Origin of the sequence: Sorangium sp. KYC3313 (genome assembly GCF_052075895.1) — a bacterium.
GTDB classification, from domain to species: Bacteria; Myxococcota_A; Polyangia; order Polyangiales; family Polyangiaceae; genus Sorangium; species Sorangium cellulosum_B.
Genome location: NZ_CP197255.1, coordinates 483,844 through 509,713, shown reverse-complemented (window position 1 = coordinate 509,713; position 25,870 = coordinate 483,844). Strand labels below are relative to the sequence as shown.

The window sequence follows — 25,870 nt, the reverse complement described above, 5'->3', positions numbered from 1 at the left end:
CGCGGGCCTCGTCAGTTGAGCAGCTGCCGGCGCCTCTCGGCGCTGATCGGCCTGCGCCCGGCGTAGCCGGCCTCGAGCCCGTGGTAGTGCTCCACGGCCGGCTCGCCGTAGCGCCAGCAGAGCCAGACGAGGGCGCCGTCGAGGCGCCCGTAGAAGTCGCAGAGGCCGATCCGCTGGTCCTTCACGACGACCCCGAGCTCCTCGATCTCCTGCCACCCGGACTCGTACGCGGCGATCTTCTCCGAGAGCTCGCGCTCGCGGGCCCGCGCCTGCTCGTTGCCGTTGCGCGCCATCTCGATGAGCTGATCCGGCGTCGCGGCCGGGCGCTGCACGGCCTGCACGAGCTCCTGCCAGCAGCGCTCGACGTCGCTCGCCAGGGCGAGCTGCCGGCCGATCATCGACGAGAGCCGCGGGACGAGCGCGTTTGCTTCTTCGATCGTCCAGATGCGGGAAGTGCTCACGGGACCTCACCTGAAGGGCGGCGCGACGACCCGGTCATGCAGGGCCGGTAAGCGGAGGAGAGTGCGGTGTCAAGGGCTTCTACGGAAGGAGCCGCCGCGCCCGCCGCATGCAGCGCGCGCTCCGCATGCAGCGCGCGGCGAGGGCGCGCTCGGTGGGGCGTGGGGTCTGCGTGCGGGCGTGCGGCCGGCGCCGGCGCGTCCTCACGAACGACAGCCAGCGTGGCCGCGATCACGTGCGTCGCGCCCTTCCTCTCCACTCGGCAATGTGTTGCGCGCGGCGTTCTGCAAGCGATAAGCTCGCGCGGCGATCCTGTCGGATCGCGAGGCCGCCGCATGCGACTCCGGACGATGTCGGGCATCAAGCTGTCGAATTGGCTCCTTGGCGGCTGGAGCGGGCTCGTCCTCCTCTACCTGTATCTGCCGATCCTGCTCCTCGTCGCTTACTCGTTCAACGACTCGCGGATGAGCGTGGTGTGGGAGGGGTTCACCTTCAAATGGTATCGGCAGCTCTTCGATGAGCTCGTCGCCCACCTGGGCGACGAGCGGCGGTCGCCGCTCATCGAGTCGCTGAGCAACAGCGTGATCATCGCCGCGATCACGACGGCGTTCTCGGTCGCCCTCGGCACGGCGGGCGCCTTCCTGCTCTACCGGTACAGGTTCCCCGCGCTCCGGTCGATCACGACGCTCATCTTCATTCCCATGATCATCCCGGAGATCATCATGGGGATCAGCCTGCTCATCTTCTTCAAGACGGTGGAGCTCGATCTCGGCTTCACGACGGTCGTCATCTCGCACGTCACCTTCTGTTTCCCGTTCGTGCTGATCGCCGTCCAGGCGCGGCTCGCGGGGCTCGATCCGTCGCTCGAGGAGGCCGCCCTGGACCTCGGGGCGACGCCGCTCAAGGCGTTCTTCCTGATCATGGTGCCTTACCTTCTGCCCGCGATCATCTCCGGTGCGCTGATGTCGTTCACGCTGTCGATGGACGAGCTCATCGTCACCTACTTCACCCGCGGGCCCAAGTCCGAGACCTTGCCGATCAAGGTGTTCGGCATGGCGAAGGTCGGTCTGAACCCGATGCTGAACACGATCTCGACGGTGTTCATCGTAGCGACTGCGATGCTCGTCGTGATCGCCGAGTCGCTGAAGGGCACCGCGAGGCGGCTCCCCGACGAGAGCTGAAGCTGAAGGGGAGCGGCGCGCGGCGCGAACGCGGGGGCCTGCGCCGGCGCAGGCGAGACAAGGAAAAGGCCAATGAAACGCATCTCAGCGCTCTTGATACTGATGTTCGTCCCGCTCCTCTGCCTCCTCGGCTGCGGGAAGAAGGAGAGCCCGGCGCCGCAGCAGGCGGCTGGCTCGGGGAGCGCCCCGGCGCCCGAGCCGAAGCCCGGCGACGAGCTCAACCTCTTCGGGTGGTCCGAGTATGTCCCGCAGGAGGTCCTGGACGGCTTCACGAAGGAGACGGGGATCAAGGTCAACTACGAGACCTTCGCCTCGAACGAGGAGATGCTGTCGAAGCTCCTCGCGGGGAGCACCCGGTACGACCTCATCCAGCCGTCGGAGTACGCGGTCGAGGCGCTCATCCGGCAGAAGAAGCTGCAGCTGCTCGATCCATCGCGCATCCCGAACCTGAAGAACATCGCGCCCGCGTTCAGGAACCAGCCGCACGACCCGGAGCTCAAGTACTCGGTCCCGTGGATGGCCACCGTCGTGGGCATCGTCGTCAACACCCAGAAGGTGAAGGAGCCCGTGAAGGGCTTCAAGGACGTGTTCCAGCCGAAGTACAAGGGGCGCATCGTGGCCCTGAACGACAACCGGGAGATGGTCTCCTGGGTCATGGTGACGATGGGGATGAACGTCAACGACGTGACGCCGGAGAGCCTCGCGAAGATCAAGCCGACCCTGGCGGAGTGGATCAAGCTCGTGAAGGTGTTCGACTCCGACAGCCCGAAGACGGCGCTGCTCAACGGCGACGTCGACATCGGCGTCGTCTGGAGCGGGGAGGCGGCCCTGCTCTACCAGGAGGACAAGGACAAGTTCCAGTTCGTCCTGCCGCTCGAGGGGACGCACAAGGCGATCGACAGCCTGGTGATCCCCGACAGCGCCCAGAACAAGATCGGCGCGGAGATGTTCATGAACTACATCCTCCGCCCCGAGGTCAGCAAGCTCATCTCGGACAAGTTCCCTTACACGAACCCGAACGCGGAGGCGCGCAAGCTGCTCACGCCGGAGCAGCTCGCGAACCCGGCGAGCTACCCGCCGCTCGCGGGGATGGAGACGTTCCACGACATCGGCAAGGTGGCCGCGGACGTGGACAAGCTGGTGACCGACCTCAAGGCGTCGCAGTGAGCGGCGGGGCGTCATGAACACGGCCACCGGGCAGGTCGTCGAGCTCCAGGGCGCCCGGCGGAGGCCGGGCGTCCGCGGGTGGCTGCTGCTCGCCCCGCTCCTGCTCTGGCTCTTCGCCTTCGTCGTGGCGCCCACCGCGATCATGCTCGTCTACAGCTTCTGCGAGCGGGACGAGCTCGGGCAGGTGGTCTTCGAGCTCTCGCTGTCGAGCTACGCCCGGGTCTTCGACCCGACCTACCTCAAGATCCTGCTGAGCTCGATCAAGTACGCCGCCATCACCACCGCGATCTGCCTCGTCGCGGGCTATCCGGTGGCGTACTTCATCGGGCGGGCGGGGGAGGGCGTCCGGAACCGGCTGCTCATGCTGGTGATGGTGCCGTTCTGGACGAGCTTCCTCATCCGGACCTATGCGTGGATGTCGATCCTCAAGTCGGAGGGGCTCCTCAACGGGCTGCTCCTCTACCTGCGGATCATCTCGACCCCCCTCGACATCATGTACACGCCGACGGCGGTGGTCATCGGCCTCGTCTACTCGTATTTGCCGTTCATGATCCTGCCCATCTACGGGAGCGTCGAGAAGCTCGACAACGCCCTGATCGAGGCGGCGTTCGATCTCGGCGCGGGGCCCGTGTCCGCGTTCTCGCACGTCATCATTCCGCTCACCCGCCCGGGCATCCTCGCGGGTGTCCTGCTCGTGTTCATCCCGGCGCTCGGGATGTTCGCGATCACGGATCTCATGGGGGGATCGCGCGTGCCGATGATCGGCAACGTCATCCAGAACCAGTTCGGTCAGGCGCGCGACTGGCCCTTCGGCGCCGCGCTCGGCATGGCGCTCCTGCTCCTGTTCTCGCTCTTCTTCCTGCTCGGCCTGCGCAAGGAGCCGGAGGCCTGATGCGGCGCCGTCGCGCGGGGTGGCGCAGCGCCGCTCGTCTACGCCGCTTCCGCCGCTTCCGCCGCTTCCGCCTCCCCCGCGCGCTTTGCCGGCCCTCCGAGGTGAATCGATGGATGTGATGGTCGAGCTCCGCGCGGTCACCAAGCGATTCGGCGCCTTCCACGCCGTGAGCGAGGTCGATCTCCAGATCAGGGCGGGCGAGTTCATCACCCTCCTCGGCCCCTCGGGGTGCGGCAAGACGACGCTGCTCCGGATGATCTCGGGCTTCGAGACGCCGTCGAGCGGCGCCGTCTTGCTGGAGGGGAAGGACGTCACGCACGAGCCGCCGTACCGCCGGGACGTGAACCAGGTGTTCCAGAGCTACGCGCTGTTCCCTCACATGACCGTGCAGGAGAACATCGGCTTCGGGCTGCGCATGAAGAAGGTGCCCCGGGCGGAGATCGACGAGCGGGTCCGGGCCGCGGTCGCGCTGGTGTCGCTCGGGGGCATGGAGCAGCGCAGGCCGTCGCAGCTGTCCGGCGGGCAGCGGCAGCGGGTCGCGCTCGCGCGGGCCATCGTGTGCCGCCCGAAGGTCCTGCTGCTCGACGAGCCCCTCTCGGCGCTGGACGCGAAGCTCCGGCACGCCATGCAGGTGGAGCTCAAGGCGCTGCAAAAGCAGCTGGGGATCACCTTCGTGTTCGTGACCCACGACCAGGAAGAGGCGCTCACCATGAGCGACCGCATCGCCGTGATCAACAAGGGCCGGATCGAGCAGCTCGGCGACGCATCGCAGATCTACCACCGCCCCAAGACGACGTTCGTCGCGAGCTTCATCGGCCAGGCCAACATCCTCCGCGCGACCGTCCTCTCGCGGAGCGGCGAGCGGGCGCGGGTCCAGCTCGACGGGGGGCTCGAGCTCCTCGTCAACGCCGAGCACCTGGCGGGCGGGGCCGGGAGCACCCTTGTCTCCATCCGGCCGGAGAAGATCGCGCTCCGCAGGGAGCCGCAGGGCGCGCCGGAGAACCGCTTCGAGGCGCGCGTCGAGGACGAGCTGTTCAAGGGCGCCACCGACCAGCTGCGCCTCCGGACCGACGCCGGCCTCGCGCTCACGGCGGTGGTCGCCAACGAGAGCTCCGGCCAGGCGGCGCTGCACGTCGGAGACCGGGTGTTCTGCCACCTCCACCCCGACGACATCGTGATCGTCCACGAGGGGTGATCCTCGCCGGCCCGCCGTCGCGCCCCTGTGGCGCCGGGGCGTCGTGAACCACCGTTCTCATCCGGACGCGGCCGCGTGGAAGTCGGCCTCGAACAAGGCGTACTCTGCAGGGCATGCTGCTTGCCAATCGGCCTTGCATGCCCCGACGGTCGCTTGCGGTCGCTCTTTCTTCCTCGGTCCTTCTCTCGCTCTCCGGCGACGCCCTCGCCGCGGGGGCGTGGCTGCCCGGCGCCGGACAGGCGTCGGTCGAGCAGCGCGTCGCCGTCGCGGCCGGGCCGGAGCGCACGACGCTCTGGACGAGCCTGCGGTTCCAGGGCGCGAGCGGGCCGGTGGCCGTCGTCGTTCCGGTGCCGCCGCTCGCCGCGCTCGACACGAGCTCGGACGCGTGGTTCGAGGCGCTCGAGGCGGCGACGGCGCCCCGGGTGCTCCCGCCCCAGGGCGTCGACCCGTACTGCCCGGGGGAGGCGGGCGCGCCGAACCCCTTCGAGACGGTCGGGCGGCTCGCCCACGAGGCCACGCTCGAGCCAATCGAGGTGACGGTGCTCGAGGACGCCGACGCCGTCGCGCGCTGGGCGGCGTCGGCCGGGCTCGCGCTGTCCTCCGAGGCGGCCGCGCAGCTCGGGGGTCTGCAAGGGATGCGGTTCGCGGCGGCCCGCTTCGACGCTCCCGGCGGCGCGGCGGTCACGAGGACGCTGCGCATCGCCATGGGCGGCGGCGAGCCGATCCTCCCGCTGTCGCTGGCCGGGGCCGGCGCAGGCGACGTGCAGGTGACGGCGTGGCTGCTCGGCGACGGCCGGGGCGCGCTCTCGGGCGTGACGCCGGTGACGCTCCCGCCGGCCTCGTTGCGCTGGGACGCGAGCGCGCAGCGCAGCGATTATGCGGAGCTCCGCGCCGGGGCCCTCGGCCAGGCGGGGCTCCACGGGGCGCTCGTCGAGGGCGCGGGCCACGAGGCGCTGAGCCGCCGCATCTCCCTGGGCAGCGACAGCGTGGACAGCGTGATCGAGGCGTATTTCGCGCGCGCGAGCGCGTACGGCGACATCGGCGATGCGCCGGGCACGTGCGCCGCGGTCGCCGCGGCCGCGCTGGAGTCGAGCCTCCAGGTCGCCGCGAGCTGCCCGCGCGCCGCGCACGGCGTGGTCGACGGCGCGCTGGACTGCGCGGAGGCGCCCCGGAGGGACGAGACCGATCCCGATCTCCTGCGCTGCGGTCCGGCCGCCGACGACCTCGCGGTGGGGCTCTCCGGGCTCGCGCCGTCGTCCGTGTGGCTGACCCGCGTCTCGCTCCGGCTCGCGGCCGGGCAGCCCGGGGCCGACTGGCCGCTGACCTTCGGGGAGGGCGCCGCGATCTCGCCCGTCGTGCGGGCCGGGCGCGTCCTCGTGGACGAGTGCTCCGGCGAGGGCGGCGCGGGCGGCTCGTCGGGCGTGGGCGGGCCCGACGGCCTGGGCGGCGGGCCGGGCAGCGGCGGATTTGGCCCGGCCAGCGGCTCGTCGGGCGTCGGGAACCCGCCGCCGGACGATGACTACGACGAGCCGGCCGCCGACGTGGGCTGCGGCTGCTCCGGCACCGCCGATACGGTGGTCGTGGACGACGTCGATCCGCAGGACGCCGACGACGACGAGTACTACGCGGAGGACGACGGCTGCAGCGGGGACACGAGCGAGTCCGAGGACGAGTACTACGCGGAGGACGACGGCTGCAGCGGAGACACGAGCGAGTCCGAGGACGAGTACTACGCGGAGGAGGACGACGGCTGCAGCGGGGACACGAGCGAGTCCGAGGACGAGTACTACGCGGAGGACGACGGCTGCAGCGGGGACACCGACGACTCCGCCGAGTCGGAGGACTGCTCGATCGCGGGCGAGCGGAAGTCGAGCGCCCGGAAGAAGCGCGGGCCGAAGCTGTCGGTGATGGCGCTCGGGATGTTCGCGCTGATCGCGCCCCTCCGGCGCGCGAGCCGGCCGCGGAAGGGCGGCGGGCGCGGCGGGCGGTAGGCCGCGCGGCGGCGCTCCGGGAGGGGGGCGCACCGGGGGGGCGGTTCCCGTGGCATACTCCCGGGCGAGGTCATGACGTGAACGCGCCCGCCCGCCGGCTCTCCTTCACCTACGCCGAGTACCTCGAGCAGGAGCGGGCGAGCCCGACCAAGCACGAGTTCCTCGGCGGCGAGGTCTTCGACATGGCCGGCGGCACGCCGGAGCACGCGCGGCTCGCGGCGCGGGTGACCGTGGCGCTCGGCGCGCAGCTCGGCCGGCGCCCCTGCGAGGTGTTCTCGTCCGACCTCCGCGTGCGCGTGCGCGCCACGGGCCTCGCCACCTACCCCGACGTGAGCGTCGTCTGCGGCCCGATCGCGCGTGATCCCGAGGACAAGGACGCGGTGGTCAACCCGCTGGTGCTGGTCGAGGTGCTGTCGGACGCCTCGGAGGCGTACGATCGGGGAGAGAAGTTCGCGCACTACCGCCGGATCCCCTCGCTGCGGGAGTACGTCCTGGTCTCCCAGGCGCACCGGAGGATCGAGGTCTTCCGGCGCAACGAGGACGGCACGTGGACGCTCTACGAGGCCGGGCCCGGCGAGCGCGCGCGGCTCGCGTCGATCGACGCCCTGCTCGATGTGGACGAGGTGTACCGGGGCGCGCTCGAGGCCTCCGCGGCGGTCTGAGCGGCCGTCGTTCCACGGAGAGCCGATGCGTGACGTCCGGATGCGGGGTTTTCGCGAGCACACGGCGGTCGAGCGCGCGCTCGAGATCCTGGAGCTGCGGATCCAGCGGCTCGCCGACGAGCTGGCCCCGATCGGCGAGGCGGCCGGGCGGGTGGCGGCGGAGCCCGTGCGCGCGCGGATCAGCGTGCCGCACTTCGTCCGCGCGGCGATGGACGGCTATGCGCTGCTCGGCGAGGCGACCGCCGGCGCGGCGGCTTCCGCGCCGGTGGAGCTCGCGCTCGTGGGCGCGTCGCTCCCCGGGCGCCCGCACGCGGGCGCGATCCGCCGGGGCGAGGCGGTGCGGATCACGACCGGCGCGCCGGTGCCGGAGGGGGCGGACGCGGTGCTGGTGGCGGAGCGCGCGGAGGAGGGCGCGGGCCGCGACGGGGCGGCGGTCGTGCGGGCGCGCGAGCCGGTGCCGTCCGGCAAGCACGTCGCGGCGATCGGCGAGGACGTGCTGGAGGGCGCCGAGGTCGTGCCGGCGGGGCGCCGGCTGCGCCCGCAGGACGTCGGCGTGCTCGCCTCGACCGGGGTCGCCGAGGTGCGCGTGGTGCGCAGGCCGTCGGTGCGGATCCTGATCACGGGCGACGAGCTCCTGCCGCCGGGGAGCGCGCCGAGCGGGGCGTGCATCGTCGACACGAACAGCCTGGTGCTCTCGGCGCTCGCGCGCCGTGACGGCGCGGCGGACGTGGCCGTCACGTACGTCCCCGACCGGCGCGAGGCGGTGCGCAGCGCCCTCGATGCAGCGGGCGGGGACGTGGTGCTGGTCTCCGGCGGGTCGTCGGTCGGCTCGGAGGACCATGCGCCGCTCGTCCTCGCGGAGCTGGGTGAGGTGGTGGTCCACGGCGTCGCGATGCGCCCCGCGAAGCCCGCCGGGTTCGGCTTCTTGCCCGGGGGGCGGGCGGTGTTCCTGCTGCCGGGCAACCCGGTGTCGTGCCTCTGCGCCTACGAGTTCTTCGCCGGCCCGTCGATCCGCGCCCTCGGCGGCCTGCCGCGCGCGTGGCCGCACCGGCGGCGGCGGTGCGTGGTGGCGAGCGCGATCGTCTCCCAGCCCGGGCGCGTCGATTACGTGAGGGTGCGTGTCGAGGGAGATCGGGTGTCTCCGATCGCGACGAGCGGCGCGTCCATCCTGTCGTCGACGACGCGCGCGGACGGCGTGGTCATCGTGCAGGCCGAGGAGGCGGTGATCGGCGAGGGCGCCGAGGTCGAGGTGCTGCTCTACGACGCGTGAGGCGAGGGGAGGCGGGGTCTGCCGCCGGGCGGAGCCGCGTGCAAGTCGAGCTGGCGTGCTTCACCAAGGTGCTGAGCGTGGTCCGAACGACGTCGATGAGCACTTGGCGCACTTCCCCGCGATCGCGGGGAAGTGCGAGGGCAACGCGGTTGCCTCGTGATGAGTCACCTGCGTTGCCAGCGCGGCGCGTCCGTTTCAAAATTCCGGGATCCGGGACCATGAAACCGCTTCGTTCCGAGAGGGCCGGTCCGCGCTCGAGGGGCAGGGAGAGCGAACGCCGCCGATGATGAAAGAATCCATCGACAGCGGTCTCCTCCGCGCGCCATCCCGGGCCGAATCCTGGATGCCAGGCACCCAAGATGCGATAGGGTAGGCCTCGGCGCTGAGCGCTTTGCGGGCGACGTTCGTCCTGTTGGCATCGCACGGCCGGCCCCCCCCAATTCCGCTCTTGTGTTCTGATCGCGACCGGGCGCGACGAGGTAATGACCATGACCCAGATGAACCGCACACTCCGAGGCACTGCCAGATTCCTGCTCCTCCCATTGCTCGCCATGCTCGCTGCGTCGGGTTGTGGCGAGTCCTCTTCGCCCGGCGCGACCGGTGATACCGACAACACCGGAGGGACCGGTCCGGGGACCGGAGGCGGCGCCGCGAGCAGCACGACCGCGGGGACCGGAGGCGGCGCCGCGAGCAGCACGACCGCGGGGACCGGGGGCGGCGCCGCGGGCAGCACGACCGCGGGGACCGGCGGCGGCGCCACGAGCAGCACGACCGCGGGGACTGGATCGGACAGCAGCGGGGCGGGCACCGGCGGCGCGCCGAGCTCGACTCCGACGTTCCACATCTTCATGCTCATGGGCCAGTCGAACATGGCTGGCGTTGCGCCCAAACAGGCCAGCGACCAGAACTCCGACCAGCGGCTCAAGGTCCTCGGCGGGTGCAACCAGCCGGCCGGACAGTGGAACTTGGCCAATCCGCCGCTCAGCGATTGCCCTGGTGAATCGCGAATCAACCTGTCGACGTCGGTCGACCCAGGCATCTGGTTCGGCAAGACCCTGCTTGGAAAGCTGCGTGAGGGGGATACGATCGGGTTGATCGGTACCGCTGAGAGCGGTGAGTCGATCAACACGTTCATCTCCGGTGGCTCACATCACCAGACGATCTTGAACAAGATCGCCAAGGCGAAGACGGCCGAGAATGCGCGCTTCGCGGGCATCATCTTCCACCAGGGTGAGACCGACACCGGCCAGAGCTCATGGCCCGGCAAGGTCGTTCAGCTCTATAACGAGATGAAGGCAGCCTGGGGCGTCGATTACGACGTTCCCTTCATCCTCGGGGAGCTGCCTGCGGGCGGATGTTGCAGCTCGCATAACAACCTCGTGCGCCAGGCGGCCGACATGCTGCCTGATGGATACTGGGTCTCTCAGGAGGGGACCAAGGTCATGGATCAGTACCACTTCGATCATGCGTCCGTCGTCCTCATGGGCACGCGTTATGGTGAGAAGATGATCGAAGCCTTGAAGTGGTGACCTGAGGCATCCTCTCCTCCCGCCGGAGCGGGCGCGGGCCGCCGCCAGCCTGGGGCGCCCCGCCTCCGGGGCGTCAGAACCCGCCCTCCAGGCCGAAGTTCGGGACGGTGACAGGCCCGAACGTCGTCGGCTCGCACGGCGAGAACGCATCGCACCTCCCCGGCAAGGTCTCCTTCGATAACGTGGTGTTGAGCACGTCGAGGACGACCGCCAGCCAGCCCGACTTCCCGATCGACCAGCGCTTCTCCAGGCGGACATCCAGGCGGAAGAACGGCGGCAGCCGCTCCCACCGCGCCGCTCCGCCGGCGAGGGATCCGGAGCCTCCGGGGACGCCGCTGATCGGCGGGAGCGTCGCGCCGTCGATCCTCTGGGGGAGCCCGGAGTAGAACACGAAGCGCCCGCCAGCCCTGTACCCGCGACCGAGGTCGTAGGTCAGCGCGACGTTCGCCACGTGGGTCCTGTCGAACGAGCTCACTTGCCGGCTTCGGCCGATGCTGCGCGTGGAGCGCGACAGCGTGTACGACGCGAACCCGCCGACGCGCCGCGTGAGCCGCCGGTGGGCCGACAGCTCCACGCCGGTCGCGGCGCCGAGCGCGCGGAGCGTGAAGGCGTCCTCGGCCGACTCGAGGCCCAGCGCGCCGAGCGCGTCGGTCATGTTGAAGAACGCGTTGTGGAACACCGAGACCGTGGCCGTGATGTCCTCCGGCAGCGCGAGCTCGACGCCGGCGCTCGACTGGAAGCTCCGCTGGAGGCCGTCCTGGAGGCGCGGGCGGACGCCGGGGATCGGGACGACGAAGCTCGGCAGCTGGGAGGCGATGCCGTGCGCCTGCACGAACGTCACCCCCCGCCCGAGCGAGAGCCGCGCCGAGAGCCGCGGATCGACGGCGAGCGCGACCGTGCCGTCCGAGTGGTAGAGATCGAGCCGGAGCCCGGGAGTGATGCGCAGGCGCGGGGTGATCGCGATGTCGGACTCGATGTAGCCGCCCACCGTGAGGTCGACGCGGCTGCGGCCAAAGAGGAAATCGTCGGCGGGGACGTCGTCGTCACCGTCCGGCGCGACGCCGCCCGGAGGGGCGTCGACGCCGGTCCCGAGATCGAGCTCGTTGTCGTCGACCACGGCGTCGATGCCGGCGCGGATCATCGTCTCGTCGCGCAGCCGGTGAGCGAGCGAGAGGCGCGCGCCGAGGCTCCGCGTCAGCGCTTTCTGGCCGTCCTCGATCCCCGTCTCGTCGTGGCCGAGCGTCAGCGCGCCGCGCAGCGCGCTGCCCTGGCCATAGGCCTGGTCGTACCGGAGATCGAGCCGGTGAAATGTCGTGTCGAAGAGGGTCGTCTCCTCGCCGTCTTCCTCGCTCGCGAGGAAGTCGTGGGCGCCGAACGCGAAGAGGCTCACCCGGCCTTCCGGGACGACCTCGTAGGACAGCCGGGCCTGGTAATCCCAGTAATCGAGCGCGACCTCGGGGGCGGCGAGCGAGAGGAGCAACGCCGTGTACGAGTAGCGGCCGCCCACGAGCGCGGCCCCTCGGTTTCCGGCGAAGGGGCCCTCGACGAGCCCGCCCACGTCGACGAGCCGCAGCATGCCCTCACCGTGCCAGTACGGGAGCGGCGGCGTCGTCTCGCCCGCGACGATGCCGCCGGCGTACCGACCGTGACGCGCGGGGTAGCCGCCAGGGTAGAGGTCGACGCGATCGACGATGCCGGGATGGACCACGGAGGGCCCGAGCCCGAGGTGATAGAGGTAGGGGACGCGGATGCCGTCGAGGAAATAGCCGACGTTGCCCGGCGGTGAGCCGCGAACGTAGAAGAACGGCAGCCCCGAGACGATGGGGGTCACCCCGGGGAGCACCTCGAGGGCGCGGAAGGGGTCGCCGAACGCGCCGGGAATGATCCTGACCTCGCCGCGGCTCAAGCTGGAGACGCCGGGCGCCGGCTGCTCGCCGTGCACGGTGACCTCGATCGCGCGCGGCGCGCTCGGCGCCGGCCCGGCTGCCGTGGCCGGGCGCTCCGGCGCGGTCGCGGAGGCGCCGGGCGGCGCGGCTGCGGAGGCGTCGGGCGGCGCGGGCGATGCGGCTTCGGTGAAGCGGACCTCGACGCGGATCCTGGCGGCGACCGGCGCGCCGCTCCTGGTGGCCGGCGCAAAGCGGAACGACGTTGCGGCGGCCACGGCGGCCGATGCGAACGGCTCCACGCCATCCTCGGCGACCGCGGAGCGGACGGTCCCGTCCGCGTTGACCGTGAGGACGAGGCGGACCGTCGCGTCACCATGCGCCCCAGCTGGGTAGTCGGCGCCGAGCGGCGTGAGCGGCGCTGGTGGGACGAGCGCCGCCGGCGGCGCATCGGGGGGCGGCGCCGCCGTCGGCGCGTCGCCGGACGGCTTCGCGGGCGGCGCATCGCCGGACGGCTCCGCGGGCGGCGCACCGCCGGACGGCTCCGCGGGCGGCGCACCGCCGGACGGCTCCGCGGGCGGCGCATCGCCGGACGGCTCCGCAGGCGGCTTTGCGTGGGGCAGCGGCGTGTCGGGCGCGGCGGCGGCGAGGCGCGGCGCGAGCGCGCTCGCGAGCAGCGCTGCGGCTGCCGTGGATCGCCGGAGGAAGCGCATCGCCGCGCCGCGGAGGGGCCGCTCAGCGAGGACCGGCGCGGGGCGATGCGCCGCAGAGCGTGGCGGCCAAGTAATCGAAATCATGATAATTTTCATGTGAACGGCGCTCGCGCCGGCGTCTTGATGGGCTTCCCGGGGAACCGGTCGCATCGGAACGCTCTCGTCTGACGGGGGTGTCCCGGAGGTCGACCGCCAGCTCCAGCCATGATCTACGCCGAACGACCGCTCACTTCTCCCTCACCGGCTCGAACACCACGCCGCGCTGCCAGGTCTCCCTGGGGAGCGCCCTCTTCGGACCGCTCTGGTCGGCGGGCGATGACAGCGCAATGCGATTGCTGGAGAGCTACCTGCCGCGAATCCTTCAACGATCACCGCTTGCCTCGCTTGGTACCGCCGCGGCACGGCGAGTATCCTCGCGCAAACGCATGACCCTCCGACGTATCTTCTCCATCCTGCCCGTCCTTGCGCCGGTCGTCTGGCTGACGAGCTGCGGCGATGGCGAGCGCCCCTCGACGTCCGAGTCGTCGACCTCCTCAGGCTCAGGCGGCGCGAACCCGGGCGGCGGCGGCGCGGTCGCGACGACCTCCGAAGCCACCGGCGCGGGGGGCGGCACGACGACCAGCGGCGCGACGGTCGGCAGCACGACCGTCAGCAGCACGACGACCGGCGGCGGCGGGGCGGAGCCCGTCGCGCCGGGGATCGTCAAGCTCGGCGAGGGGAAGCTCGCGGAGTCGGGGCTCACCGTGGTGTCCTACGGCGGCTACCTGAACGGCGAGTCGTTCCAGCAGGACGCGATCGTGTCGTTCGGCGGCTTCCAGTACACCGCCTTCTGGAACACCAACCGCAACGTCGTCCTCGCGCGACGGCGGCTGCCGGCGAGCCCCGGCGGAGCGGCAGGCGCCTGGGAGAAGTTCGACTTCAAGGATTACCGGCTGAGCGCCGACGACGCCCACAACACGATCTCTCTCGGGATCGCGCCGGGCGACGGCACGCTGCACCTCGCGTTCGATCACCACGGCAGCAACCTGCACTACCGCCGCTCGGTCACGGGTCTCCTGACGGACCCGGAAGGCGCGGCCTGGGCCGCTTCGAGCTTCGGCGCCGTCTCGAGCGCGCTCGTCGGATCGACCCGCGTGTCCCTCGTGACGTACCCGCGGTTCGTCACCGAGCCCGGCGGGGACAGGATGCTCCTGAGCGCCCGGATCGGCGAGAGCGGCAGCGGCGACGAGCACCTGTGGGAGTACGACGCCACGGCGCACGCCTGGACCGCGCTCGGCGAGTACATCGAGGGCACCGACGCCAGCATGAACGCCTACCTGCACGGCCTGTCGTACACGCGCGGCGGCTCGCGCCTGCACGCGGCGTGGTGCTGGCGGGACACGCCCGACGCGACGACCAACCACGATCTCCTGTACGTCTACAGCGACGATCACGGGCGCACCTGGAAGAACAACGCGGGCGCCACGGTCGCGACGACCGGCGGCTCCTTCGTGACACGGAGCACGACGGGCCTCTCGGTGTGGCCCATCGGCCAGAACCGAGGGCTCATCAACCAGGAACACATGACGGTCGACGCGAGCGGCCGTGTCCATGTGCTGCTCTCGCACCTCCCCGACGCCGAGGCCGACAATTCGAACTTCACCAGCGCCCGGACGCGCAGCGAGTTCTTCCATTATCTCCGCGACACCGACGGGACCTGGGCGCGCCACGGCATCGGCTTGAAGGTGGTCCAGAACTTCCGGGGCAAGCTCGCGATCTCCTCCACCGAGAACGTCTATGCGCTCCTCCCCGATCTCCGCATCGCCGGCGCCTCCCCGAGCGACGGCTACGCGACCTGGACGCTCCTCGACGCCGCCGACTCGGGCCGGTTCTTCTCCGATCCTCTGATCGACGCTGCTCGGCTCGAGACCTCGGACGAGCTCACCGTGTACTACCCAGCGCGGAGCTCCGTGGACATCTGGGGCCTGGAGTACACGCTCCGCTGAGCCGCGCGAAGGGCGCTCCTCGGTCCCCGAGCGCGCCCTTCACGGCCCCGTTCTCCCGGGCGAGCGCGCGAGCTCGCTCGTGGCGCCGTCCCCGTTGCCCACCAGCTCTCCCCTGATCGACGGATCTTCCGGTTGTTCCTCCGGGCGACGCGCGTGATGCCCGCGGGGCGCGCTCCGCGTCCGTATCGGACGAGCCGCGACCGGCGCTGAGCGGTCCAGTCAGAGCGGCAGTCCCTGGCCCATGGGGACGCGCGTCGCGCTCGCTCTCGCGCAGGCACGCTCGGTGCTCGCCCTGAGGCGCGGTCTTGCCGGTGGCGAGGGCGTGCACTGCCGCGAACGCCGCGGCGGCAAGGGACACTCGCGCAGCGAGCCCCGGCGCGCTCCGGCCAGGAGGAGCGTTACTCATGAACCCGGACGCGTTCGTCAAGCGCCGATTCGCATTCATCCTGGGAGGGTTGGTCGCGGTCTCCGCGTATTTTCAGGCCTCCGGGGTATCTCAGCTCATCGCCCACCAGATCACGCGGGACGGCGAGACGTCCGCCCCCCTCGTCACAGATCCTGTCGAGGCGCCGCTCTCCGAGGAGGATCCCCCGCCGAGCGCCGCGCCGATCCTCGAGCGCAATCCGTTCGACTCGACGACAGGGCCGCTCGTACCCCCGCCGAGCGCCGCGCCCGCCGCCCCGGCGGATCTCTCGCAGCTCGACCCCTACCTCGCTCCACCCTGCGATACGGGCCGCGTCGTGCTGATCGCCATGTCCGAGGACCCCGAATGGTCGTTCGCCGCCGTCGAGAGCGACGGCGGACACACGGCGCTCGGGCGGCGAGGCGGAGAGATCGGCGGCCGCAAGGTCGAGGACATCGCCTGGGATCGGGTGTGGATGACCTCGACCTCGGGGGGCGCGCGCTGCCAGATGCAGCTCGGCAAGAAGGGCGGAGAGGGCGGCAAGAAGGAGCCCGAGCCGCAGGCGGCAGCGCCGGCTCCGTCCCGCGCGACGTACCGCCCGAGCAGCAGGAGCGATGTCCCGCCCGAGATCGCCTCGCGGATGCAGCGGGTGAGCGACACGGAGATCGACATCGACCGCTCGGCGGCCGAGAAGATCTTCGCGCAGCCCGAGCTCGTGACGCAGACCTCGGCGGCGATACCGGAGATGCGGGACAACAAGGTGATCGGGCTGAAGATGATGGTCAAGCCAGGCTCGGTGCTCGAGTCGTTCGGGGTGCAGAGCGGCGATATCGTGAAATCGATCAACGGCATCGACCTGACGGACCCACAGAAGGCCATGCTGGCCTACTCGCGCATGCGCTCCGACAAGAGCCTTTCCGTCGTCGTCGAGCGCGACGGCCGCCCGACGAGGCTCAGGGTCAACATCCGCTGAGGCGAGGAGGCGGGCCCGGCCGGCAGCCGCGCTCCGTGCAGGAGCGGCGCCGGGCGCCCCCCGGCCTTGTCGCACCTGCGGGTGGCGGCGACCGGGCGGCGGCTGGCGCGGCGGCCGTCCGCCGGCGCACGGACGACCCCTGCCGAACAATCTGCGATCGCCGCTGTCTCTGGCTGGAGCGCCCGGCGGCGGCCGGCGCCGTCGCTCCGGAGCGGAGCGACAGAACAGACGCGGCGCTCACCCGTCAGACCGAGCACCCGCTCTGTCCGCGGGAGGGGAAGACCATGAACGAACTCGGAATCGTGTGGGTGAGGCGAGCGCTCCTCGGCGGCGCGCTCGTGCTGGGGCTCTCGGGGGCGGGGATCGCGTGCAGCACGAAGGAAGCCCCCGCGACGTCGGAGGCGTCCCCGGCGTCGATGCCGGTGGGGAACGCCGCCGGGGCGAAGCGCGAGGCCGTGGCGTCGGCCGCCGAACCCCTGACGGCGCGTGAGCTCGCCGCCCCCACGCGCGACATGGCGGGCGGGAAGGGGCGCGCGGGCGCCGGCGGCCTTTTGGCCCCCGCCCCGGCGGCCACCGCAGCGCCGGGCGAGGGCGCGGCCCGCGCCGTGGCGCCCGAGGCCGCGGGCCTCGACCCGAACGGCCGCTTCGCCACCACGTACCGCCCCGGCGGCGGCCACCTCGCCGCGTTCGAGTCCGCGGTCGCGCGCGGCATCGTCCCGCCCGACGGGCGCGAGCTGGTCAGCGACGTCGGCGCCCGCTACGCCCCGTCGATCGACGTCCCGAAGGGCGCGGCGCTCGCCCTGCGCACGGACCTCGAGCGCACGCGGGTCCCGCCCGGCGGCGGCCCGGTGCACGTGCGCGTCGCGCTCCGCTCGACGGCGCAGGCGCCCGCGGCGCGGCCGCACCTGTCGGTGCACCTCGTGCTCGACGTGAGCGGATCCATGCAGGGCGAGCCGATGGCGCGGGCGCGCGACGCGGCCCGGGCGCTCGTCGACAGGCTCGACGCGAACGACGACTTCTCCCTCGTCACCTTCTCGAGCGGCGCCGACGTCAGGATCGACGATGGGCCCGTCGGGCCGCGGCGGGCGGCGATCAAGGCCACGATCGACGGCATCCGCGAGGGCGGCGGCACCAACATCGGCCAGGGCCTCGCGCTCGGCTACGCGCAGGCCGCCCGGCCGGGCATCCCCGAGGGCGCGGTGAAGGTCGTGCTGCTGCTCTCCGACGGGCGCGCGAACGCCGGGATCACGAGCTCGGAGCGGCTCTCGCGGCTCGCGCTGGACGCCTTCCAGGGCGGCGTCCAGACGAGCACGTTCGGGCTCGGCGCCGACTACGACGGCGCGCTGATGAGCGCCATCGCGAGCGACGGCGCGGGCGGGTACTACTACCTGCGCGATCCGGATCAAATCGCCCCGGCCCTCGCGACGGAGCTCGACAGGCGGCTCGATCCGGTCGCGACCGCGGTCGAGCTGCGGGTGCGGCTGAAGCCGGACGTGAAGCTGCTCCAGGTCTACGGGTCGCGCCGGCTGAACGACGTGGAGGCGGCGCGCGTGCGGACGATCGAGGTCGCGGCGGACGCGCAGTCCGCGAAGCGAGACGGCATCGAGCGGGACCGGCAGGACGACGCCGAGGGCGGGATGCGGTTCTTCATCCCGGCGTTCTCGCGCGACGACAGCCACGCGATGCTCTTCAAGCTGGGCCTCCCGGCGGGCGCCGACACGCGGGCCATCGCGGCGATCGAGCTCAAGTACAAGGACCGCGTCGCCAAGAAGAACGTCGTGGACGAGGCGCCGCTCCGGGTCGCGTACGCGACCGGCGACGCGGACAGCGCGGCGAGCGTCGATCCGTCGGTCGCCCGCACGATCCAGGGCTTCGCCGCCGGCGAGACGCTGGCCGAGGCCGCCCGCCAGATCGCGCTCGGCGATCGCGCCCGCGCCGCCGCGCTGCTCTCCGAGCGGGAGGGGATCCTGCATGCCGCGGCCGAGGCGCTCGGGGAGCCGCTCTTCCTGAAGGACGCGGCCCGCCTCGCGCGCCTCCGCGGCCACGCGGGGGCCGCGGGCGGCCTGGGGGATCCGCTCGTGCTGGCGATGCTGCTCGAGACGGCCTCGCGGACGCATCTTCACTGAGGGCGGGGCACGGGGCACGATGGCGCAGCGGCGATCCACCGGCGGAGCCGAGGGGCGGACATGACCCAGACATTCACACTCCGGCGCGATGTGGCGGCGCAGCACGTCGACGTCGCGCCGGGCGGCGAGATCGTCCTCCGCGGCAAGCTGGTCTGCTCGACCGACGCCTCGGTCATCGACGCGGCGACGACGACCTGGCCCGCGGGCGCGCCGGGCGGCGCGTCGGTCGACAGCGGCGGGCTCGTCGACCTCGAGCAGGGCGGCTTTCACATGACGAGCCGCGACCCCGCGACCCACGAGGTCCACGCCATCGCGACCGGGGATCCGGCCCCCGCGTGCGCGCTCGCGGGCGTGGAAGCCCCGTGCCTCCCGCTCCGGCTCCTGCCGCTCGCGCGCTCGCGGCTCCAGACGGCGCAGGAGCTGGGCAGCTGCCTTCACGGGGGCATCACGGTCGAGGTGCCGGACGCGCTGGTGCCTCCCGTGCCGCCGTCGGTCGCGCCGTATGTGCAGGGCGCCGCGGTGCTCCTCGGCCTCGGCGTGCTCGCCTCGGTCGGGTGGGTCGTGCAGCGCCGGCGCGCCCGATCGCCGTTCGGCCAGCTGATCGGGCTGGCGAACCGCGCGCGGGCCAAGCTGAAGGCCGCCGACCCCGTCGTGGCCGCGCCGCTCGTGCCGGCCGTGGAGGCCGCGCTGGGCGCGCTGAAGCGGCGGCGCGTGGACGCCGCCTCGGCCGAGGGCAAGCGGGTCGCGGAGGTGCTGCGGCGGGTGGAGCTGCGCCTCGACGCGTCGGCCGTGGAGGCGCGCGCCGACAGGGAGCAGCAGGCGGCGGACGAGCTCGTCCGCGAGATCGAGAGCGCGCTCGAGGCGGTCGACGAGGTGCACGGCGCGCGGCGCCGGGGGGCCTGAGGAGGAAGGATTTCCGCCTCGCCGCCCTCCGCGCGATGTACCGGCTGCTCGCCGCCTCCGGCGAGAGCGGCGCGCCCAGCGTGCGCCGATGAAGCGCGCCAGGCGGCGCTCACCGCCGCGGCCCCCAACCCGATCTGGACGTGGGACATCACCGAGCTGCGCGGGCCGCTGCCTGGGGTCTACTACTGCCTGTACGTCGTCCTCGACCTGTTGAGTCGCATGACCGTTGGCAGGAGCCGGAACGCGCCTCTCTGCGCGATCCACTCATAGGATCCTCGTCCGGCCCGGCTCAGTCCTGCTGGCATTTTCCGCCCCCTCTGTGCCAGCGTCGGGTGAGAAATGCGAGCAAGCAAACCGTGCAAAATGGCGTTGTGTCGCGGCCGATCCATGGCGTATAAATTTAGTCGAAGGACCACGTAATCTTTCAGAAAAAACGTGGGTGTCCGGACGAGATCTCGGACTCTGCGAATGGCGCTGCGTGTTCCTGTGTGATCAGCTTCGAATGTCATTGTCCCCCTGGTCTCAATGCGCGACAGAGAGTCCATGACAGGCGAGTCGCTTCGTGTGCATCTTCGGGAAACATTGGAAATACCTATGACAAAGTCAAAGCAGAATCAATTCTCTCGTTGGTTCCTCCTGGCGTTCGCGTCAGTCGCGCTGGCAGGCTGCGGCGATGATGCCAATCCCACAGAGCCCTCGGGCAGCTCATCGTCTTCTAGCAGCTCGTCATCCTCCAGCTCCAGCTCCAGCTCGTCTTCGAGCAGCTCCAGCTCATCTTCGAGCAGCTCCAGCTCGTCTTCGAGCAGCTCCAGCTCGTCTTCGAGCAGCTCCAGCTCGTCTTCGAGCAGCTCCAGCTCGTCTGGTGGCGATCTCGCATTGGTGGTCGCCATCAACTCCGGTAGCAATTCGAGTGCGACGGTCGATGGTGTAGAGTACCAGGCGGACAAATACTCTAACGGTGGTACGCCCAACAGCACGCAAGACTCTGTTGTCGGTGGGCAGCTTTATCAAACAGAGCGGTATGGCGCATTCAAATATGAAATTCCGGTCACCGCCAATGGCAAATATACCGTGAAATTGCATTTCGCGGAGATCAATAAAACCAGCGCTGGATCGCGCAAATTTGGCGTTGCGATCGAGGGTAACACCGTTATCAGTGATCTGGATATCTATGCCGAGGTTGGTCATGACGTGGGCCACACGGAGACCTTCGCGGATGTCGCGGTGAATGACGGCAGCGTCACCATTGAGCTGATCAAGGGTGTAGATAACCCCACCATCGCAGGGTTTGCTATTTTCTCCAACGATGGAGAGCTGGATACGACGGCCGCGCCCCTTCCCGATTTCTCCAAGTACTCAGCATACACTAAGCAATACACTGAGAAGACTGTGATCAATTCGAATCACGCGACGGGCCACGTCGGTGACTTCTTCTTTACTCACTGGAAAGATGGCGGCTCGACATCGATGACCGTGGACCCGAACGGCGAGTTCAGCGTGACCTGGCAGGGCGGCGGCTATAACTATGTCGGTGGTCCAGGGTGGCATTACGGAGATGAGAAGAGGGTGATCGGCTACCGCCTCAATAGCGACAGCGGCGCGAGCTATATCGCTCTGTACGGCTGGGGGTACGACAAGAGCATGCCCACGTCGAACGCGGCGCACCTGGTGGAGTATTACATCCTGCAGCGATGGAGCTATGATCCCAGCGCGGGTGCCACCGCTGGCAAGACCTTCACGAGCGATGGGGTCCAGTATTCCACTTACCGCTCGACGCGGAATCAGCAGCCCTCCATCAATGGTCGCTCCACCTTCTACCAATACTGGAGCAAGCCTGCTCAACCGCAGGCCCTCAACCAGGACCACAAGATCATCTTCGCCGATCACGTGAAGGCATGGGCCGACAACGGCTGGACTCTCCCGAACATGAACAACCTGGATGCGAGCGACGACCCCACCTATCAGGTCCTGGCCGTCGAGGTGTTCAACCCCGGTAGCAATGGAACTGCCGCTGGTCGCGTCTGGAACGCGACGCCCTGATCGAATGAGAATGTGGCACTCCTGAGCGTTTCGTGGGGTACGGCGCGAACGCCCGCCGAATGCCTCGATGGCGCCGTGCTCGACGCCATCGAGGCCCTCCGCTTCGCTCCGACCCGCTGCGCGGGCGGCCTCGACGGCGTCGGCGCGCGGCGCGCGGCGCCAAGGTGTCGACGCTCCCGTTAGATGATGGGTAGGGGCCGCTTTTCGCTCACGCAGGATGCATGCCCGCCGGCCTGAGCTTCGAGGAGGCTGCAGCCTGCATCGAGGGCGCCTGGTATGCTTACAGCATCACCCAGCGCGCGGGCCTCGAGAAGGATCGGCGCGTGCTGATCAACGGGGCTACCGGGGCGATCGGATCCGCGCTTCTGCAGATCTGCGTCCACCTGGGCGCCACCGTGACCGCGGTGGGGAACACCAGGAACCTGGAGCTGTTGAGGTCACTCGGGGCCAGCAGGGTCATCAACTACGAGCAATCGGACTTTACCCGGGACGACCAGGTCTATGACCACGTATTCGATGCGGTCGGAAAGAGCACGTTCGGCGCCTGCAAGCGCTTGTTGACGCCCAGGGGCGTGTACGTTTCCTCGGAACCCGGAACTGGCTGGCAGAATCCATTCCTGGCGCTCGCCACGCCCGTGCTCGGCGGACAGCGGGTCGTGTTCCCGATACCCGTCGATCGGAAGGCGTTCCTGGGGGTGCTGGGCCGGCTCGTCGCCGAGCGCCATTTCCGGCCCGTCATCGACCGTACCGTTGCCCTCGATGCGGTCCAGGAGGCCTATGCCTACGTCGCGTCCGGGCAGAAGACGGGCAACGTGGTGCTGAAGCTCACGGAGTGAGGGGTCTATTCTACCCCCATGCGGCCCAGCAGGGCGCAGGAGCCGACGGGCGCTGGACGCCGCGGCGCTCTACAGATTGCTGGGCGGACGGGGTGACGCGCGATGCGTGCCATCTCGGGTGGGTGCTGGCGGGCCGGGAGCAACACCGCGGGCGGCCTGTCTGCCCACGATGAGCAGGCCGCGTTCAGCGGATCGGGCTGGCGACCCTCGGCGGCGACGCGGGGGCCGCCTCCGCGGCGGGCTCGAGCGGCGCGCAGCCGTCGGCGGCGAAGGGGCCGATCGCCGGCTCGCCCTTGACGAACGCCGAGACGCGGCGCATCCGCTCGGCGAACGCCGCCTCGGTCTCGGCCCGCCGCGGGTCGGCCGCGAGCGGGACGGTCCCGAGGCCCTCGCTGCGCACGGGGCAGATCTCCGCGAGGGGCGGCGCGCCTCGCCGCAGGCGCAGGCGCGCGAGCATCGCGAGCTCGACCGCGGGGCCGGTCCTCTTCACCTTCATGAGGAAGTTGCCGAGGCTGTAGAAGATGGGCCGGCCGCGGCGGAGCTCGATGCCCTGGAGCACGTGCGGGTGGTGGCCGAGGAAGGCGTCGGCGCCCGCGTCGATGGCGGCGCCGGCGAGCGCGCGCGCCTGCGGGAGCGGGGTGTCCAGGTACTCGGTGCCGCCGTGGTAGCTCACCACGACGGCGTCGACGCCAGGCTGCTTGCGCGCGGCGCGCACCGCGGCGGCGAGCCCGTCCCGCTCCGCGGCGGCAACGAACTCCCGCGCCGGGTGCTGCCAGAGCGAGCCCTGGTTCCAGATGCCGGTCACGGCCAGCAGCGCCACGCGGAAGCCGCGGTGCTCGATGACGGCCGGCGCGTACGCCTGGAGCCGCGTCCGGCCGGCGCCCACGTAGGCGACGCCCGCGCGCTCCAGGTGGCCGAGCGTCTCGAGGAACGCGCCCTTGCCGTAGTCCCACATGTGGTTGTTCGCGAGCGACACCACGCCGATGCGGGCGCGCGCGAGCGCACCCGCGCCGGCCGGCGGGCCTACGAACACGAGCGGCTGGCGCGGGTGCTGGGTCTCTCCGCCCTGGTCGCTGAGCTGGTTCTCGAGGTTGACGAAGCGCACGTCGGCGGACGCGAACAGCGCCGCGACGGAGGCGAACGGATCGTACGCCGGATCGCGGAGCAGCTCCTGGCCGAGCGCCTTGCCGAGGCAGACGTCGCCGCCGGCGAGGAACGTGATCGCGTCGGCCGGCGCGGCGGTTGCGGCGGTGGCAGCCGGCGCGGCGGTGGCAGCCGGCGCGACGGTGGCGGTCGGCGCGGCGGTGGCGGCCGGCGCGGCGGTGGCGGCCGGCGCGGCGGCGGCGGCCGGCGCGGCGGTGGCGGCCGGCGCGGCGCGGGCTTCCCGGGTCGCTTCCGCGACGTCGCGCGGCGCGGCAGGCGCGACGGCGGGCGGAGGCGCGAGCCCGGCGCCCACGTTGGTGGGCCGCTCGCAGCCGATCTGCGCGGCGGCTGCGCACATCGCGAGGAAGAAAGGGGCAGGGCGCATCGCGAGCGGCGTCTCGGCGCGCATTATCCACGGGCCCGCGGCCGCGCCCAAGTATCCGGTGGTACGCCCGCAGACGTTCGTGCCACCATCGCCGCGCGTTGAGCGGGCCCAGAGGAGCCGCGGCGTCGATCGGCGGCCGCGTCCTCTCGATGGACGTCCGGCCCGCTCCAGCGCGACCTACTCGGGACTGGACGCGCGCTCGTGCGCGGGTTGCTTGGAAGGCCTTATCTCCATGGTGAATCGAAGACGTGAGACTCCCTCGGGCGCGACGCTGCTCTCTTCGCGCGGCGCGACGCCGTCGAGCACGCGCATCGTGCCGGGCCCCGCGGCGCGCGACGAGGCGCGCGACGAGGAGCGCAAGGACGGCTGGGGCTTCGCCGACACCCGGTTCGTCGTCAAGCCGAGCGGCAGCGTCGTGCTGACCGGCGCGCGGTACAGCATCAGCAACGTCGAGCTGCCGTCGCTGCTCCCGTGGATGTCGGCCACGCTCGCCGCGCCGCTCTCCTACGAGAACCGCAACGAGCCGCACTACCCGCCCCGGATCCCCGACGCCAGGGTCGCGAGCGAGCTGCTCGCCGCGCTCCGCGGCTTCCTGGCGGACGATCAGATCTCGCAGGACCCCCTCGTGCGCCTCCGGCGCGGCCACGGCCACACCGGCGCCGAGATCTGGGCGATCCGCTACGAGCGCCTCGAGCGCGTCCCGGATCTCGTCGTGTTCCCCGCGTCGCACGACGACGTCGTGCGCCTCACCGAGGTCGCCAAGCAACACGGCGCGTGCCTCGTCCCGTTCGGCGGCGGCACCAACGTCACGGACGCCCTGCGCCTGTCGATCCACGAGGAGCGGACCGTGATCGCGGTCGACATGCGGCGCATGAACAGGATCCTCTGGCTCGATCCGGTGAACCGCATGGCCTGCATCGAGGCGGGCGCGACCGGGCGGCACATCGTCGCGGAGCTCGAGAAGCACGGGCTCACCATGGGGCACGAGCCCGACAGCCTCGAGTTCTCGACCCTCGGGGGGTGGATCGCGACGAACGCGAGCGGGATGAAGAAGAACCGGTATGGCAACATCGAGGATCTCGTCCTCGACATGCAGGTCGTGACCGCGCGCGGCGTGGTCGAGCGGCCGCACGTGGCCCCGCGCGAGAGCGTCGGCGCCAACCCGAAGAACTGCATGTTCGGCAGCGAGGGCAACTATGGAATCGTCACCAGCGCTGTCGTCAAGCTGTTCCCCCTGCCCGAGGTCCAGCGCTACGGCAGCGTCATCTTCCCCGACCTCGCGCGCGGGCTCGCGTTCCTCTACGACCTGCAGGGCGCCGGCGCGCTGCCCGCGAGCGTGCGCGTCATGGACAACACGCAGTTCCATTTCGGTCAGGCGCTCAAGCCGAAGAAGTCCGGGCTGCTCGCCCGGGTGAAGAGCCAGGCGGAGAAGCTCGTGGTGACCCGGATCAAGGGCTTCGATCCGCACCAGCTCGCCGTCGCCACCCTCGTGTTCGAGGGGACGAAGGAGGAGGTCGACTTCCAGGAGAAGACGCTCTACCGCATCGCGGCGCAGCACGGCGGGATGAAGGCGGGCGCGGCGAACGGCGAGCGCGGCTATCAGCTCACCTTCGGCATCGCGTACATCCGCGATCTCACGTTCGAGCACTGGGCGATCGCGGAGAGCTTCGAGACGAGCGTCCCGTGGAGCCGGGCGCTCGAGCTCTACGACCGGGTGCGCCAGCGCATCCTGCGCGAGCACGAGCAGCGGCGCCTGCCTGGCAAGCCGTTCTTCACCGGCCGCATCACCCAGGTCTACCCCACGGGGGTCTGCATCTATTTCTATCTCGGCTTCTACGCCAAGGGCGTCGACGATCCCGTGCGCCATTACGCCGAGATGGAGCACGCCGCGCGAGAGGAGATCCTCGCCGCCGGAGGGTCGCTGTCCCACCACCACGGGATCGGCAAGATCCGGCAGGATTTCGTGAAGGATATCTACTCGGACGGCGCGCGCGCCTTCATGCAGCAGGTGAAGCAGGCCGTCGATCCGGACAACCTGTTCGGCGCGGCGAACCACGGCGTGCTCGGCGAGGTCGCGCTCTCGAGCGCGGAGGAGCAGGGGCGAGCGCCCTCGCCTTGACCCTGGGCGGCGCGG

The 25,870-nt window shown here is 71.0% G+C and carries 19 protein-coding genes; 15 read left to right on the top strand and 4 right to left on the bottom strand.

Annotated elements, in window-relative coordinates:
- Positions 1–11: 11 nt before the first annotated feature.
- A complete protein-coding gene (locus ACSRUE_RS02030; RefSeq protein ID WP_441289549.1) occupies positions 12–461 on the bottom strand; it encodes a DUF2203 domain-containing protein in 450 nt (149 codons plus the stop codon).
- 333 nt (positions 462–794) lie between these two features.
- Between ACSRUE_RS02030 and ACSRUE_RS02025 the strand changes: the two genes are divergently transcribed.
- The 8 genes from ACSRUE_RS02025 (at position 795) to ACSRUE_RS01990 (ending at position 10,346) form a co-directional block, all read left to right on the top strand.
- A complete protein-coding gene (locus ACSRUE_RS02025) occupies positions 795–1,640 on the top strand; it encodes an ABC transporter permease (protein WP_437762394.1) in 846 nt (281 codons plus the stop codon).
- A 72-nt stretch (positions 1,641–1,712) separates the two neighbouring features.
- Positions 1,713–2,807: a polyamine ABC transporter substrate-binding protein gene (locus ACSRUE_RS02020; protein ID WP_441289548.1), complete on the top strand. Its 1,095-nt coding sequence runs from the start codon at positions 1,713–1,715 to the stop codon at positions 2,805–2,807.
- A gap of 13 nt (positions 2,808–2,820) precedes the next feature.
- Positions 2,821–3,699 carry an ABC transporter permease gene (locus ACSRUE_RS02015; RefSeq protein ID WP_437762392.1) on the top strand — a complete coding sequence of 293 codons (879 nt, stop codon included), beginning with the start codon at positions 2,821–2,823 and terminating at the stop codon, positions 3,697–3,699.
- Positions 3,700–3,808: 109 nt separating this feature from the next.
- Positions 3,809–4,894, top strand: coding sequence for an ABC transporter ATP-binding protein (locus tag ACSRUE_RS02010; RefSeq protein ID WP_441289547.1), 1,086 nt, complete (start codon positions 3,809–3,811; stop codon positions 4,892–4,894).
- A 137-nt stretch (positions 4,895–5,031) separates the two neighbouring features.
- A complete protein-coding gene (locus tag ACSRUE_RS02005) occupies positions 5,032–6,885 on the top strand; it encodes a DUF2330 domain-containing protein (RefSeq protein ID WP_441289546.1) in 1,854 nt (617 codons plus the stop codon).
- 77 nt (positions 6,886–6,962) lie between these two features.
- Entirely contained in the window at positions 6,963–7,547 is a 585-nt protein-coding gene (locus tag ACSRUE_RS02000) for a Uma2 family endonuclease (RefSeq protein WP_441289545.1), read from the top strand.
- Positions 7,548–7,572: 25 nt separating this feature from the next.
- Entirely contained in the window at positions 7,573–8,817 is a 1,245-nt protein-coding gene (locus ACSRUE_RS01995; protein ID WP_441289544.1) for a molybdopterin molybdotransferase MoeA, read from the top strand.
- 497 nt (positions 8,818–9,314) lie between these two features.
- Complete coding sequence (locus ACSRUE_RS01990) at positions 9,315–10,346, top strand: sialate O-acetylesterase (RefSeq protein WP_441289543.1); 1,032 nt, start codon at positions 9,315–9,317, stop codon at positions 10,344–10,346.
- A gap of 73 nt (positions 10,347–10,419) precedes the next feature.
- Here the strand turns inward: ACSRUE_RS01990 and ACSRUE_RS01985 are convergent, their stop codons facing one another.
- On the bottom strand, positions 10,420–12,942 hold the full coding sequence (locus ACSRUE_RS01985; protein WP_441289542.1) for a TonB-dependent receptor domain-containing protein: 2,523 nt from the start codon (positions 12,940–12,942) through the stop codon (positions 10,420–10,422).
- Positions 12,943–13,367: 425 nt separating this feature from the next.
- On the opposite strand from ACSRUE_RS01985, the gene ACSRUE_RS01980 reads away from it, so the two are divergent.
- From ACSRUE_RS01980 to ACSRUE_RS01965, 4 genes are all read left to right on the top strand, one after another.
- On the top strand, positions 13,368–14,927 hold the full coding sequence (locus ACSRUE_RS01980; protein ID WP_441289541.1) for a BNR repeat-containing protein: 1,560 nt from the start codon (positions 13,368–13,370) through the stop codon (positions 14,925–14,927).
- A 404-nt stretch (positions 14,928–15,331) separates the two neighbouring features.
- Positions 15,332–16,303 carry a type II secretion system protein GspC gene (gene gspC / locus ACSRUE_RS01975; protein WP_441289540.1) on the top strand — a complete coding sequence of 324 codons (972 nt, stop codon included), beginning with the start codon at positions 15,332–15,334 and terminating at the stop codon, positions 16,301–16,303.
- Between the two features lie 284 nt (positions 16,304–16,587).
- Complete coding sequence (locus ACSRUE_RS01970; protein WP_441289539.1) at positions 16,588–18,429, top strand: vWA domain-containing protein; 1,842 nt, start codon at positions 16,588–16,590, stop codon at positions 18,427–18,429.
- A 60-nt stretch (positions 18,430–18,489) separates the two neighbouring features.
- A complete protein-coding gene (locus ACSRUE_RS01965; RefSeq protein WP_441289538.1) occupies positions 18,490–19,332 on the top strand; it encodes a hypothetical protein in 843 nt (280 codons plus the stop codon).
- A 614-nt stretch (positions 19,333–19,946) separates the two neighbouring features.
- Here the strand turns inward: ACSRUE_RS01965 and ACSRUE_RS01960 are convergent.
- Complete coding sequence (locus tag ACSRUE_RS01960; protein ID WP_441289537.1) at positions 19,947–20,222, bottom strand: hypothetical protein; 276 nt, start codon at positions 20,220–20,222, stop codon at positions 19,947–19,949.
- On the opposite strand from ACSRUE_RS01960, the gene ACSRUE_RS01955 reads away from it, so the two are divergent.
- Both ACSRUE_RS01955 and ACSRUE_RS01950 read left to right on the top strand, forming a co-directional pair.
- Positions 20,212–21,372: a glycoside hydrolase family 11 protein gene (locus ACSRUE_RS01955; protein ID WP_441289536.1), complete on the top strand. Its 1,161-nt coding sequence runs from the start codon at positions 20,212–20,214 to the stop codon at positions 21,370–21,372. The genes ACSRUE_RS01960 and ACSRUE_RS01955 overlap by 11 nt on opposite strands.
- Before the next feature lie 221 nt (positions 21,373–21,593).
- Positions 21,594–22,208 carry an NAD(P)-dependent alcohol dehydrogenase gene (locus tag ACSRUE_RS01950; protein WP_441289535.1) on the top strand — a complete coding sequence of 205 codons (615 nt, stop codon included), beginning with the start codon at positions 21,594–21,596 and terminating at the stop codon, positions 22,206–22,208.
- 184 nt (positions 22,209–22,392) lie between these two features.
- Here the strand turns inward: ACSRUE_RS01950 and ACSRUE_RS01945 are convergent, their stop codons facing one another.
- The gene (locus ACSRUE_RS01945; protein WP_441289534.1) at positions 22,393–23,736 is read right to left on the bottom strand and encodes a CapA family protein; all 1,344 of its coding nucleotides are present in this window, start codon (positions 23,734–23,736) and stop codon (positions 22,393–22,395) included.
- A gap of 232 nt (positions 23,737–23,968) precedes the next feature.
- On the opposite strand from ACSRUE_RS01945, the gene ACSRUE_RS01940 reads away from it, so the two are divergent.
- Positions 23,969–25,855 (top strand): FAD-binding oxidoreductase, encoded by a 1,887-nt coding sequence (locus ACSRUE_RS01940; protein ID WP_441289533.1) that lies wholly within the window; start codon positions 23,969–23,971, stop codon positions 25,853–25,855.
- Positions 25,856–25,870 lie beyond the last annotated feature (15 nt).

What these genes read in the sequence shown, in the direction of transcription:
- gspC (WP_441289540.1), top strand. Translation starts at nt 15,332, where the DNA reads ATGAACCCGGACGCGTTCGTCAAGCGCCGATTCGCATTCATCCTGGGA.
- ACSRUE_RS02015 (WP_437762392.1), top strand. Translation starts at nt 2,821, where the DNA reads ATGAACACGGCCACCGGGCAGGTCGTCGAGCTCCAGGGCGCCCGGCGG.
- ACSRUE_RS01945 (WP_441289534.1), bottom strand. Translation starts at nt 23,736, where the DNA reads ATGCGCCCTGCCCCTTTCTTCCTCGCGATGTGCGCAGCCGCCGCGCAG.
- ACSRUE_RS02010 (WP_441289547.1), top strand. Translation starts at nt 3,809, where the DNA reads ATGGATGTGATGGTCGAGCTCCGCGCGGTCACCAAGCGATTCGGCGCC.
- ACSRUE_RS02020 (WP_441289548.1), top strand. Translation starts at nt 1,713, where the DNA reads ATGAAACGCATCTCAGCGCTCTTGATACTGATGTTCGTCCCGCTCCTC.
- ACSRUE_RS01990 (WP_441289543.1), top strand. Translation starts at nt 9,315, where the DNA reads ATGAACCGCACACTCCGAGGCACTGCCAGATTCCTGCTCCTCCCATTG.
- ACSRUE_RS01980 (WP_441289541.1), top strand. Translation starts at nt 13,368, where the DNA reads ATGACCCTCCGACGTATCTTCTCCATCCTGCCCGTCCTTGCGCCGGTC.
- ACSRUE_RS01965 (WP_441289538.1), top strand. Translation starts at nt 18,490, where the DNA reads ATGACCCAGACATTCACACTCCGGCGCGATGTGGCGGCGCAGCACGTC.
- ACSRUE_RS01950 (WP_441289535.1), top strand. Translation starts at nt 21,594, where the DNA reads ATGCCCGCCGGCCTGAGCTTCGAGGAGGCTGCAGCCTGCATCGAGGGC.
- ACSRUE_RS01960 (WP_441289537.1), bottom strand. Translation starts at nt 20,222, where the DNA reads ATGGCGACCACCAATGCGAGATCGCCACCAGACGAGCTGGAGCTGCTC.
- ACSRUE_RS01970 (WP_441289539.1), top strand. Translation starts at nt 16,588, where the DNA reads ATGAACGAACTCGGAATCGTGTGGGTGAGGCGAGCGCTCCTCGGCGGC.
- ACSRUE_RS01940 (WP_441289533.1), top strand. Translation starts at nt 23,969, where the DNA reads ATGGTGAATCGAAGACGTGAGACTCCCTCGGGCGCGACGCTGCTCTCT.
- ACSRUE_RS02005 (WP_441289546.1), top strand. Translation starts at nt 5,032, where the DNA reads ATGCCCCGACGGTCGCTTGCGGTCGCTCTTTCTTCCTCGGTCCTTCTC.
- ACSRUE_RS01985 (WP_441289542.1), bottom strand. Translation starts at nt 12,942, where the DNA reads ATGCGCTTCCTCCGGCGATCCACGGCAGCCGCAGCGCTGCTCGCGAGC.
- ACSRUE_RS01995 (WP_441289544.1), top strand. Translation starts at nt 7,573, where the DNA reads ATGCGTGACGTCCGGATGCGGGGTTTTCGCGAGCACACGGCGGTCGAG.
- ACSRUE_RS02025 (WP_437762394.1), top strand. Translation starts at nt 795, where the DNA reads ATGCGACTCCGGACGATGTCGGGCATCAAGCTGTCGAATTGGCTCCTT.